Raw genomic sequence first — 13,192 nt, forward strand, 5'->3', positions numbered from 1 at the left:
GATTACTCCACCGGTACGTCGTAGATAACGTCAGGCACCGCTGCGGAAGGCAACGTGTAATGCCACCATTCCTGCGGATAGTTCACGAAGCCCGCTGCCGCCATGGCCTTGACCAGCCGTTGCCGGTTAGCCCGCTGTCCGGGCGTCGCCGCCGGCGAATCGGTGTTGGCGAGAGGATCGAAGAAATCGAAATCCGTACCCATGTCCAGCGGTTGGCATCCCTTGCCGCCCGGCACGCAGCGCATCAACGTGAGATCGACCGTCGCGCCCTTGCTGTGCCCGGAGATGGGCGCGATGTAGTCGCCCAGCAGCACGCTTTTGTCGAGGTTCGGATAGTGCAGAGCCTTGGTCCGCACGTCGGCGAGGTCGTGTGCCCAGCGCACGAAGGCCTGCACGGCGCGCGCGGGACGATAGCAATCCCACACCATCAGCCGCATGCCGTCCTTGCGAAGCGCCGTCTCGACGCGCTGCAGCGCCTGCGCGGCGGCGGTCCGCAGATAGCAGCGCGGTGCGGCGTAGCCGTCCACCGGAGCGCCGGTAAAATTGTCGCTACCCGCGTAGTGAATACTCTCTTCGATATCCGGAATCAGGTCGCGAATATCGACCATCCCCGCCTCGGCCGGCGTGCTTGCCGGCGATATCGTGGGCGGCGGCTCCGCCGCATACGCGCCACCTGTCGATAGCAGCAGCCAAACGCATGCGCTACGGGCAATCGCGGACACGGGCGAACGCGAGATCTTCGAAATCGTTGCTGAAGTCGGCATCGGGATCGACCTTGGCCAGATGGAGCGTCGAGGGATCGGTCAGGTCGAGCCACGGTTCGGCATCGACCTGTTCGCGGTTCCACTGTACGAGATATCGCTTGCCGACCCGCTTCAACATACCGGTCATCACGGGAGACCGGGCGGATACGAATGCGACCCCGTCGTTAGCCGGGCAGATCGATATCTCGCCGAACCACGGGTCGCGCCACACCCCCAGAAAGTCCTTTCCTTCCGTGACGGTGACGGCTTTGCGACCCGACGTATCCGGTGCGCGCGGGGCTTTGCCTGCCTTCGCCTCCGCCGAGATACGGTCGGCGTAATACGCGACATCGCGATCCTCGCCCGGTGCGGTGAATCGCTTGAGCAGCGCTTCGGCGAGTGCGTCGCGCGCGTCCTCGCCCCCTCCGTTCATCAGGATCACAAACCCGGACTGCTGCTTCGGCAGCAGACTGACCGTCGAATACATGCCCGAAAGCGTGCCGGTATGCGAAACGCTCCACATGCCGTCGACATCGGCCAGTCGCCAGCCATAACCATAGGCGTACAGATGCGTGTCGTTCCATGCGCGGCGGCGCTCACCCACCGGCATCGGCATCTGTGCGGACCAGAGCGGTTCGCGCTGGGCTGCCGTAAGCCACGTCTGCTGCGCCGCGGTCGGCGCCAGCCAGTTGTTCGCCCAACGCAACATATCGTCCAGACTGCAACGCACGCCGCCGGCGGCAGCCGACGTAATGGCAGGCACGTTATCGCCGTCGGCATTCGTCACTACATTCCGTTCGTGCAAACGCAGATGCGGCTGCGCCACGTTGCCGACCTCGTCGCGCCGCCACTGTCCGATCTGGCAACGCGAAAGACCGAGCGGCGCGAATACCTCGCGACGCAACAGTGTTTCGTACGGCGCCCCACCCGCGCTCGCCGCTACCTCGCCCGCTACGACATAAAGCAGGTTGTCGTACGCGTAACGCGAACGAAAACTGTGTTCGGGTTTCAGGTACGCCAGTCCGGCGAGGATGTCCCTGCGCGTGAACGTGTTCGGTTCCGGCCATAGCATCAGGTCGCCCGCACCCTCGCGCAGGCCGCTGTTATGAATCAGCAGGTCGCGCACTTCGATCTCGCGGGTGACCCACGGGTCGTACATACGGAAATCGGGAAGATACTTCGTCACCGGATCGTCCCAGCGCAGTTTGCCGGCGGCAACGAGGCGCGCCAGCAACGCCGTGGTCATCGCTTTGCTATTGGATGCGATCTTGAAGAGCGTGTCGCGATCGATGGCCTGACCGGAACCGGCGATGCGCTCGCCTGCGGCGCGCGTATAAACGACCTGGCCGTTCTCGATGACACCGACCGCCAGGCCCGGCAAGTCGTAACGCCGCATGGCCTCGTCGAACAGACGGTCGTATGGCGTCGCTGCCTGCGTGACGACGCCCCATACCCGCAATAGGTTGCCGCCCCATATCTTCGCGATATCCGCATCGCTGAAGCCGCGTCGACGCAGACCTGCCGTCACATTGCGGGTCTCCGAGGCATCCATCCAGCCCGTCACCTCGCCGCCACCGTCGAAGTCCGAAGCAATGCCGACGTGATCCACACCCGCGACCTTCACCATATGCTCGATGTGGTCGAGGAAATCTTCCAGCGTCGCCAGAGGATGCGTCTGCTGGATGCGACGCATCCCCTCGGCATACGCGGGCAGGTAGTCGTGTTTCTCGCTGTCGTACTCCGCGTCGCCCGCGCTCTTCGCCACGTCCGTCTGCAGCTTTTTTTCGGCCGCTTCGCGCGCGGGGTCCTTCTTCAGGAACTCCTTGTACGCCACCGCCTGGATCACACCGCCCTTCGCCGCTATCGCACGAAGCAGATCGTCCGGAAGATTGCGCGGATGATCGGTAAGCGCCCGTGCCGAGGAATGCGATGCGACGATCGGCACGGTCGAAGCAGCCAGCACGTCGCGCACGCAGGCGTCGGACGCATGCGAGATATCGACCATGATGCCGAGCTGGTTGGCCCGATGCACCACCGCGCGCCCGAAGTCGCTGAGGCCAAGGTTGCTGTCCGGTGTGTCGCCAAGCTCCGCCTTCGGCAGCGAACTGCCACAAAGATCGTTATTGCCGACATGCGCGAGTCCGATATAGCGCGCACCGCGCGCATAGGCCGCATCGAGCCGCTTCAGGTCGTGACCCAGCGAATACCCGTTCTCGATGCCGATCATCGCCGAGAGACGGCCAGCCGCACGGTTGGCCACCGCGTCTTCCGGTCGCCGGGCCAGCCGGATGCGTTCCGGGTAACGCTCCAGCATCAGATCGATGTCGTCGTACTTACGCGCCGCCTGCGCGACGGCCTTCGCATAGCCGGCTGGCGTCAGCGGCCCCTGCTCCACGTAGATCACAAAGAACGCAGCGTCCAGGCCACCGCGTTTCATCTTCGGCAGATCGACCTTCAGCACACTGTCCTTGCCCGCATCGAAGCGCGGGTCGTGCATATAGGACAGCGGAATATCGACATGGGTATCGATCGTGATCGGAGGATCCCGCTCCGCCCGCGCGAGCGGACTGGCCAGAAGAAAGGACAGCACCGCCGCGTGGATGGTTTTCATGCTACCTGCCAGTCGTTCGCCGGCTGCTCGCCGGCAATCATTTCATCGAAGGTCTGCCGCCTGCGCACGACCGCATAGCGCCCGTTTTCAACCATGACTTCGGCGGCCAGCGGACGCGAGTTGTACGTGCTGGCCATGGACGAACCATAAGCCCCTGCCCCCAGGATGGCCACCAGGTCGCCTGGGCGGCATGCTTCCACCTCGCGTTCGCGCGCGAACGTGTCGCCGGTCTCGCAGACGGGGCCGACCACGTCGTATACCTGCATCGGTTGCGGTGCGTCGTGCAGGGGGACGATATCGTGCCAGGCGTCGTACAGGCTGGGGCGGGCCAGATCGTTCATGGCCGCATCCAGCACGAGGAACTGACGTTCGTCGCCCTGCTTCACACGCAACACGCGCGTCAGCAGCACGCCCGCCTCAGCAACAAGATAGCGCCCGGGTTCGAGCAGCAACGCACCGTCGAATCCTGTCAGCGCCTCCCGGATCGCCGAAACATAACCAGCGATATCGACCGCCCGGTCGCTCGCGCGATAGCGCACGCCAAGGCCGCCGCCAACGTCGATGCTGCGGATCGCATGACCCGCCGCAACCAGTTCGCGCCACAGATCGCCCACTCTGCCGATGGCAAGACGAAACGGTGCGACATCGACGATCTGCGAGCCGATATGTACGTGCAGGCCATCGAGCCGCACATGGGAGAGCGAACCGCTTCCGGCGAACCAGCGGCGCGCCTCGGCGATACTGACGCCGAACTTATTCTCCGACTTGCCGGTGCTGATCTTCGCGTGCGTCAGGGCGTCGACATCGGGATTCACACGGACGGCGGCGTGAGCCATGCGGCCGCGTTCGCTGGCGAGCCGTTGCAGCGATGCCAGCTCGTCGGCCGATTCGACGTTGAAACGCGAGATACCGGCATCCAGCGCGGCAAGAATTTCCCTGTCCTGCTTCCCGACGCCGGAAAAGACGATACGCCCGGCGGGAATGCCTGCGCGTAACGCGCGCCACATCTCGCCTTCGGAAACGATATCCGCGCCGACACCTTCGGCAGCCATCAGCTGGAGGACCGCGAAACCGGGATTGGCCTTCACGGCATAACAAAGCGTAACCGGCCTGCCGCGAAGTGCCGTCGCAAGACTGGCGATGCGATGGCGGATCGTCGCGGCCGAGTACACGTAACAGGGGGTGCCGACCACCCGCGCGAGCGCGTGCGGATCGACGCCGTCGAATACGGTTGCCAGAGCGTAGGTGTCGGTATGGGTAGTCATGATGGTTGGTCGGAAGAGGGGGTTGGGGATGGGAAGTGGGGGCGTGTTTCCGGCGATCGCCCGAGGGACCGACACGCGCCCGGCAGGCGCTGCATCTGCCTGACAATAGCAGTGCCCTCAGGCGATCGCCGGAAACACACCCCCACTTCCCACCCCCAATCCCCGCTCTTAAAAGTCCAGTGAAACCGTCAACTGGCCGAAACGGGGAGACTGGAACCGCTGCGGCTGGAGGTAGGTCGAACTGGTGCCGCCGACCGAGGTCTGAAGGTCCTGGTCCACCCCAAGGGTGCGCTGCTGGTTGAGCAGGTTATAGACGGCAAGCTTCACGCGCAGGTTGTTCTTGTCGCTGACGGGAAGCAGGTAGGTAATGCTCGCGCCAAGGTTATACGTCCACGGCGTGCGCTTCTCGCCACGAGGCGAGGCCTGGTAGACGCGGTTTTCCGACACCGGATCCGCGCAGTTCTGCACGCAGATGAAATAGCTGTGGTACACGGTCGCGTCGTACGGATTGCCCACGCCATAGCCCGTGATCGGGCTACCCGAGAGCACGACCAGATCGGCGCCCACCTGCCAGTGCTTGTTGATCGCGTACGTGCCACGGAACTTGAGCTGGTGACGATGATCGTTCGGCAGGTAACCGCTACTGAGGTTGACCCACGGATCGTCGAAGTTTTCCGTACGACCGGTGTCGTCGAAGTTGGTGTCCGAGTTCACCGGGCCTTCCGCATTGCCGCGATTCCATGACAGCACATACGACGCATTGAACGCCCACTTCTCGTCCCATGCGCGATCCACCTGAAGCTCCATGGAGGCATAGGTGCGCTTTGGCTTCTTCCATCCGCGCTGACCAAGGTAATTACCCTGCGCGTCGTACATCGCCCAACCCTGCTTCGACGTGTCGATGGTCAGCCAGCCGTCTGGCTTGCCGTCGCAGTTGGTGTCGCCATAGACGGTGACCTTCGAGCCCGGATTGGCCATCACCCAACCGACGTAGCCATTGCCGCCGCACTGGGGCGTCGCGCTGATCTCCATATCGTCGATCGCGTTATGCAGTTTGCGGTAGGTTCCGCTGACACCCCACGACCACTTGTCGTCGATCGCCTGCTGGAAGCCGAGGATCGCCTCGTCCTGGTAGACCGAGTCCATATCGCGATCCACTTCGGAACGCAGGTCGCCCACGGTACCGTTGCCCTGCGAGTTGTCGACCTGACCGATCTGCGGCCCGAGGATCGGCATCGCGTAAGGCGAACCGTTGCGGTCGAGTATCTGGTAACCGTTGAAGGCGTAGTACGTGCGCTCGTCGAGCAAACCGCCCGCCTGCTTGATATTGATCACGTTGGCCACGGGCAGGTAATAGCGGCCGAGGTTGCCGAAGATCTTGGTCGTGCCGTCGCCGTGCAGATCCCACGAGAACCCGAGTCGCGGCGCGATCATGTTGTCCATCTTGATATAGCTGGCGCCATTGCCCGCCTTGTTGTTGAAGCCATCGTTGCGCAGGCCGACGTTAAGCAGGAAATTCGGCGTGATCGACCAATTGTCCTCGAGGTAGTACGCCGAGTTGGTGGTTTCGAAGTTGCCGCCAATCTCATAGCGACGTGCACGCACGTAGGCCGTATAACCCGCCGGCACGACGCCGCCGTTTTCGATGGTCGCGCCGGGCGTCGTCGCGTAGATGTTGTAGTAGAAAGCGCCCGGACCGGGATAGTGACGCTGGTAGTCGGACGAATCGACCTCGTGGTCGTAGCCGAAACGGACGAGGTGTTCGCCCAGGTTCCATTCGAAGTCGGCGCGGCCCTGCTTGCGCAGGTCGTTGCGCTTCTGCACTGCCGTGCTCGTACTGCAACCCAGCGGAACGCCAGGCGCCGGCACGGCCGATGTCCTGGCGACGGGATTGCACTCCAGGTCGCTCTGGGCCCGGGTGAATGCCTCCCGCTCGTTGCGTCCGTACATCAGCTTCATCGAGAAGTCGTTGGTCAGGTAACTGGTATAGGTGAGATTCCAGTTCTTGCCGCCGGTGTCGCTGTAGATTTCGTCGTTCTTCGCGCTGGTGGTTTTCGTGTCGAAATCGTAGTTGTAGACCGAGCCGATGTTCTTGTCCTTATCGGAGAACGCCATCAGCTCCAGCAGGTTCTTGTCGTTGATGTGCCAGTCGATCTTGGCGCCCCAGAAGCCGCTGTCCGTATCGTTCTGGGTCATCACCGTGCCGGTATTGTCCGTGTTGCGCGGGGTATAACCGCGCGCCTCGTACATCGCGAAGAAAAACAATTTGTCCTTCACGATGGGGCCGGACGCATACACGTTCATCTTCGTGCGCGTGTAGCGGTCGTCCGACGAGGTGATGTATCGCTCGCCATCCCAGTAACGATCGTTCTGCTGGGCCTGCCAGGCACCCGGCTCGAAGGTCATTTCGGTACCGGCCTTGAATTCGTTGGTGCCCGAACGCGTGACCGCATTAACTACGCCACCGGTCGTGCGACCGAATTCCACCGAATAGCCGCCGGTCTTTACCTGGAATTCCTGATAGAACGCGAACGGGGCCTCGGAGAAGCCGTTGCGGTTATAGAAATCGGTAACGTTGAGACCGTTCACGTAGAACGAGTTCTCGGCCACGGACGAGCCGCCGAACGAGATACCGCCGAATCCCGCATTGCCCTTGTTGACGCCGGGCGCCAGCAGCGCCACCGACTGGACGCTCTGGTCCACGGGCAGTCGCGCGAGCTGGTCGCGGCTGATATTCGTCGCCGTTTCCGTGGAGGTAACGTCCACCGCGGTCACGACGCTGGACGCGGTGACGCTCACGCCTTCCAGTTCGGTCGGGGTACCGCTCTTCTCGCCGATGTTCACGGTGGTGGCATTGCCGAGACTGACGTTGACGTTCACTGGATCGCCGACCGGCTTGCCGTCCTTGTTGCTTTCCAGCGTGTAGCGACCGATAGGCAGGAACGGAAAACGGTAGTTGCCGCTATCGTCCGCCGTTACCGACCGGGTGAGTCCGGTGCCCGGATCGCGCACCGTTACCGTGGCGCCGGGCTTCGTGCGGCCGACCACGGAACCGTCGGTATTCGCCGCATGCGCCGGCTGCCATGCCGCGAAGCAAAGGCCGATTGCCACACACAAAGCCCCCCGACGCAGCATGCGCCGGCTCGTGTTGATCTCCCCCATCTCCCCACTCCCATAAGATGATGTTATCGATACCGCTAGAAGTGACCCGGGTTAGCCGCCGCCACTCCCCTGCGCCGGCGCCACCGTCTGCCACTGAAAGTCGTAATCCCACTGGTCGAAATAGAGGTTGCCGCCCTTCCACTCGACTTCGCCGCGCTGCGAATCCACCGTCTCGGACCGGAAGAAATGCTTCGCCGGTATCAGCGGCTGCGAATAGTCGTCGTTGAAAGCGATGCGATACGCATCCAGGCCGCCGAGGTAAAACCATTCCAACGCGGCATCGCCGGGCTTCGCATGCGGTCCCGGATGCAGGCGACCGAAGGTCACGTCCATGGGCACCCAGCCATACGGCGCCAGATACACCTGGCCCCAGTCGTGGATGTTGTTGTATTTGCCGTCGGAGAATATCCAGCCGGACTGCCAGCGCGCCGGGATGCCATTCATGCGCAGCAGCGTCATCAGCAGCAGCGTCTGCTCCCCGCAGTCGCCATGCCCGGCATGCAAGGTGTAGTCGCCGATATTCGAAAGGGTCGAATACTCGCGAGCGCCTGCCCAGGGAATACGGTCCACCGCGGCGAACAGCTTCTGCGCAACAAGATATGGATTGGTTTCGTTACCGACGGCATCGCGCGAAAACTTGCGCATCGCATCGGTGAAGACGATATGCGGCGCGCGCTCGGCGACGTACGGCGCCAGCTCGGGCGTGATCGGCGCACGCACGACTTTCTTTGCATCGATGGCCTGATAGCGTGCGTACAGCGTGACCTCGTAGGTCACGGCGAAGGTCGTCGGCTTGCCCGGCCGTGCCGGCTGTTCCAGATAGGCCGTACGCTGCAACGTCGCTTCCGGTGCGATATCCGCTTTCCCGGGTTCGCTGCGGACTAGCCGGACGTCTTCCTGCTGACCGGCGATGGCGCGCGGATACGGAATCCAGGCGCGTATCGTCTCCCCGGCGGGCACCGCATCGGCATTTACGGTCACGGTCTGCGTCACGCGGACACGTCGCGGCAGCACGCTGGTCTTTCCGCTGGCCAGCGCAGCGTCGCGTACGGCGCGATGGTGACCGTTGAGTATTTCGTTCGGGCCGTCGTCGAACGGCGTCTGTATTTTGCGACGAGCCAGCGCTTCGGGACTCACTCGAAACAGGTTGCCGGGCGATCGCTTGAAGTAAAGGGTGCGTCCGTCGATAACCTGCTTTTCCAGCAGTCCCGCCGCGTCCCACCGTGCGAATTCGGCGTCGGTAAGATCGGGAATCTGCTTGCGAAGACGCGTCTTCACCGCATCCGCGTCGAGCGTGAAGTCGATAAGGATCCGGCGCATGCGTTCGCGCTGGAACAACAGCGCTTCGTTCGTCTGCGCGGAAACGCCGGGGGTCGAAAGGGCCTTGGCGATATCGGCTTCAGCCTCGCGAAAGTGGCCGGCGTCGATCAGCCCGACGACCTGCCGCACCGGATCGCCGGCCTCCACCGCGATCGCGCCGAAGGACGCCGCGAGCAACAGGATGGCAACACAGGCGGTACGCCCGATCGCGTTTTGACGTGCCATTGCCGGTTTCACCGCCCCAGGTCCCCTTCTCGAAAGAAGCTGCTGTCGCTGCATCGCTTCGAGGCTGTGTAACATGCTTGCAAAGCGCGGTCAATAATTTATGCTTCAGGCGTATACAATCGGAATAGATATTCCTGACTCCGCTCCGGCGGCACCCAAAGGGACCCCATGATCCAGTCGGTTTGGCCTTATCTCGCCGTCATGCTGCTTGCCGCCGGTTTCTGGCCAGCCATCGAACGCCGCTTCGGCTGGAAGGTATTCGAGGTTCTTCCCCCCATCGTCCTGACCTATCTGATGGTCACGGCGCTGTCGGTTGCCGGCCTGTGGAGCGCCAGCGAAGAGATCCACGCGGCGCAGTCGATGCTCGTCGCCCGGCTGGTTCCCGCCCTGCTGTTCCTGCTGATGATCAACTGCGACCTGCGGGCGATCTTCGCGCTCGGCCCGCGCGTGCTCGCCGTATTCGTGTGTACGTCGATCAGCCTGTTCATCGCCTTCGTCGTCACTTTCCTGATGTTTCGCCGCTGGTTGCCGGGCGACGGCTGGATGCCGCTGGCGTCCCTCAGTGGTAGCTGGGTGGGCGGCACGGCGAACATGATCGCCGTGAAGCAGGCGATCGGCATGTCCGACACCGCATTGGCGACGACACTGCTGACCGACGCGCTGGGTTATTCGATGTGGGTGGTGGTGCTGTTCTCGGTAGCGCGACTCGCACCGGCGTTCAATCGCTGGGCCCGCGCCAAATCCAGTGCGGACATGGCCGTCGCCGAAACGGCGCCGCGCGCGCCCGCCACGGGGGACAGCGTGCTGCTGTGGCTGGGGCTCGCGCTGCTCGTCGCCGCGGTGTCCGCATGGCTTGGCGCGGAACTTCCCGTCGGTAGCATGGTGACGGGCACCACCTGGACGATCCTGCTCGCCACGGGCGCGGGACTGGTCGCCGCGCATACGCCGCTATCGCGTCTGCCGGGCGCGCAGGCGGTGTCCAGCGCGCTGCTGATCTCCGTCGTCGCGGTACTGGCGTCGCAGAGCAGCTTCGCCGGCATCGCCGCCGCGCCCATGTATTTGCTGTGCGGCCTGAGCGTCATCGCCATCCATGCGGTGCTGCTCGCGCTGGCGGCACGCGTATTCCATTTCGATCTTTACCTGTGCGGCATTTCCTCGCTGGCGCACATCGGCGGCGTGGCCGCGACACCGGTGCTGGCCGCCACGTACTCGCGTTCGCTGGTACCCGTGGGCATCCTGCTTGCACTGCTCGGCTATATCATCGGTACGGGCTTCGGTCTTGTGGTAGCGACCGTCCTGTCGAGACTGGCTACCTGATAAGGACGACGGTATGCATACCCTGAGACGCTCCCTGCTCGCCGCGACACTCGCACTGGCTATGGCGGGTGCTCCGGTCCTCGCACGCGCCGCGATGCCCGTTCCTCCGTCCGGCGTCATGGGGGTCGCCGATGCGCAACTCACGCCGGAATTCTGGGTAGGCAGGCTTACCGCTCCCGATGCTGTCGTGCTCGATACCGCGGCTATCGCCGCGCTCAATGCGAAGGTCGCGCGCCTCGATCCATCGATGCACGACATTCGCCACCTTCCCGCCACGCTACCGCACGATCGGGTCGAGGCATGGATCGCGAAGCTGTCGAAGCGGCCGTCCGGGGCATTGTTCGATATCGCCGGCAAACCGGTGCCCTCGTCCGCGATAGACGCGGTCATGGACAACGTCGCGCTCGCCGCCATTCCCGCCGAAGTGTCGCCACGCTACGGCATGGCGGTACGCCGCACCGCCCTTCGCGGCTATCCCACCGATGTGCGCGTGTTCAGTCGCGCCGGCGATACCGATATCGATCGCTTCCAGGAAAGCGCGTTATTCCCGGGCGATCCGCTGGTCATCGTCCATACCAGCCGCGACGGTCGCTGGCTGTTCGTCGTCAGTCCGCGCTACGCCGCATGGGTCGTCCGCGAGGACATCGCCGAAGGATCGGCCGACAAGGTATTCGCATACACGGACCGAACGCCGTATCGCGTCGTCACCGGCGCGAAACCGCGCACCGTGTTCACACCCGAAGCGCCTGCCGTTTCCGAAGTGCAGCTGGATATGGGAACGCGCGTTCCGCTCGACACGTCGCTGCCACCCGATCAGCCCGTCAACGGCCAGAGTCCGTATACCTCCTACGTGCTTACCCTGCCCGTCCGTGGCGCCGATGGCTCGCTGTCCTTCCAGCCGGCTCTGCTGCAACGGAATCAGGATTCGGCCGCCGACTACCTTCCGTTGACGCGTGCCAACATCATCCGTCAGGCATTCAAGTTCCTCGGCGAACGGTATGGCTGGGGACATGCATACAACGGCCGGGATTGCAGCGGCTTCGTGTCGGATGTCTATCGCGGCATGGGCGTGCAGATGCCGCGCAATACCCGCGACCAGAGCATCAGTCCGGGGCTCGACCATCGCCTGTTCACCGAGGCGGACAGCCACGATACGCGCGAGAAAGCAGCCCTTGCACTGGACATCGGCGACCTTGTCTACATCCCCGGTCACGTGATGATGGTCATCGGGAAAATCGACGGCCAGCCCTATGTGATCCACGACGTCGGCGGCATGAGCTATCGCACGGCCGACGGCACGATGCGTCACGTCAAACTCAACGAAGTATCGGTCACCCCGCTGTTGCCCATGATGTTCAACGACCGCCAGACGTTCGTCGACCACATGACCAGCATCGTTCGCATCCGTCCCTGAGGTCATCCGTGCGCCCCTTTCTCTCGATCAGCGGGAATCAATGAAAATCACCGATATCCAGTTCGGCATGCTGCGCGTGCCGCTGAAGACGCCCTTCAAGACGGCGCTCAGGACCGTCGACAAAGTCGAGGACATCGTCGTCATGGTGCATACCGACGACGGAAACATCGGCTATGGCGAAGCTCCCGCGACCGCCGTCATCACCGGCGACACGCATGGCTCGATCGTGGATGCGATCCGTCATTACATCGCGCCCCGGCTGATCGGCCAGGACGTCGCGGACCTCAACCGGCTGACCCAGCTGATCCAGGGTTCGATGGAAAAGAACTCCAGCGCGAAAGCGGCGGTGGAAATCGCTGTCTACGACCTGTGGGGCCAGCTTTACGGTGCCCCGCTCTACAAGCTGCTCGGCGGCGGCGATCCGGTGATCACCACCGATATCACCATCAGCGTCGACTACATCGACAAAATGGTGGCCGATTCGATCGATGCCGTGGAACGCGGTTTCGAATCGCTGAAGATCAAGGTCGGCAAGGACATCGGCGTCGACATCGAGCGCGTGCGCGCCATTTATGCCGCCGTCGAGGATCGCGCCCTGCTGCGCCTGGACGCCAACCAGGGCTGGACGGCCAAGGAAGCGGTCTACGCACTGAACACGCTGGAGAATGCAGGCGTCCGCCTGGAACTGGTCGAACAACCCGTGAAGGCACGCGATCTCGAAGGCATGCGCTACGTGACCGAACGCGTGCACACGCCGATCATGGCCGACGAAAGCGTATTCGGCCCGATGGAAGTCATCGACCTGATCCGCATGCGCGCGGCCGATATCATCAACATCAAACTCATGAAAACCGGCGGCATATCCAACGCTGTCCGCATCGCCGATATTGCCGGCATGTACGGCGTGGAATGCATGATCGGATGCATGCTGGAAACGAGCATCAGCGTCGCCGCCGCCGTCCATGTTGCCGTAGCCCACGCCAATATCATTACGAAGGTGGACCTCGACGGACCATCGCTATGCCTGTACAACCCCGTCGACGGCGGCGTGATCTTCAACGAGTCCGAAATCTCGGTGACCGACGCGCCCGGCCTGGGCATCCGCGAAATTCGCGGCCTCGAACCCTGCGGCTGA

The 13,192-nt window shown here is 63.2% G+C and carries 8 protein-coding genes; 3 read left to right on the forward strand and 5 right to left on the reverse strand.

Annotated elements, in window-relative coordinates; translation table 11 throughout:
• Positions 1–2 precede the first annotated feature (2 nt).
• The 5 genes from AC3IR3_RS16790 to AC3IR3_RS16810 all read right to left on the reverse strand — a co-directional run bounded on the left by AC3IR3_RS16790 (position 3) and on the right by AC3IR3_RS16810 (position 9,326).
• Complete coding sequence (locus AC3IR3_RS16790) at positions 3–722, reverse strand: M15 family metallopeptidase (RefSeq protein ID WP_489193795.1); 720 nt, start codon at positions 720–722, stop codon at positions 3–5.
• A complete protein-coding gene (locus AC3IR3_RS16795) occupies positions 703–3,354 on the reverse strand; it encodes a membrane dipeptidase (RefSeq protein WP_489193797.1) in 2,652 nt (883 codons plus the stop codon). The genes AC3IR3_RS16790 and AC3IR3_RS16795 overlap by 20 nt, the downstream gene beginning before the upstream one ends.
• A complete protein-coding gene (lysA, locus tag AC3IR3_RS16800) occupies positions 3,351–4,619 on the reverse strand; it encodes a diaminopimelate decarboxylase (RefSeq protein ID WP_489193799.1) in 1,269 nt (422 codons plus the stop codon). Before lysA ends, AC3IR3_RS16795 begins: the two co-directional genes overlap by 4 nt.
• A 168-nt stretch (positions 4,620–4,787) precedes the next feature.
• Complete coding sequence (locus AC3IR3_RS16805; protein ID WP_489193801.1) at positions 4,788–7,781, reverse strand: TonB-dependent receptor; 2,994 nt, start codon at positions 7,779–7,781, stop codon at positions 4,788–4,790.
• 51 nt (positions 7,782–7,832) lie between these two features.
• The gene (locus AC3IR3_RS16810) at positions 7,833–9,326 is read right to left on the reverse strand and encodes a transglutaminase-like domain-containing protein (RefSeq protein WP_489193803.1); all 1,494 of its coding nucleotides are present in this window, start codon (positions 9,324–9,326) and stop codon (positions 7,833–7,835) included.
• 168 nt (positions 9,327–9,494) lie between these two features.
• Between AC3IR3_RS16810 and AC3IR3_RS16815 the strand changes: the two genes are divergently transcribed.
• The 3 genes from AC3IR3_RS16815 to AC3IR3_RS16825 are packed head-to-tail and all read left to right on the forward strand — an operon-like array spanning position 9,495 to position 13,192.
• Positions 9,495–10,643 (forward strand): DUF819 family protein, encoded by a 1,149-nt coding sequence (locus AC3IR3_RS16815; RefSeq protein WP_489193804.1) that lies wholly within the window; start codon positions 9,495–9,497, stop codon positions 10,641–10,643.
• Positions 10,644–10,665: 22 nt separating this feature from the next.
• On the forward strand, positions 10,666–12,057 hold the full coding sequence (locus tag AC3IR3_RS16820) for a C40 family peptidase (RefSeq protein WP_489196951.1): 1,392 nt from the start codon (positions 10,666–10,668) through the stop codon (positions 12,055–12,057).
• A 40-nt stretch (positions 12,058–12,097) separates the two neighbouring features.
• Entirely contained in the window at positions 12,098–13,192 is a 1,095-nt protein-coding gene (locus AC3IR3_RS16825; protein ID WP_132144065.1) for a dipeptide epimerase, read from the forward strand.

Source organism: Luteibacter sp. GL_149, assembly GCF_057834065.1.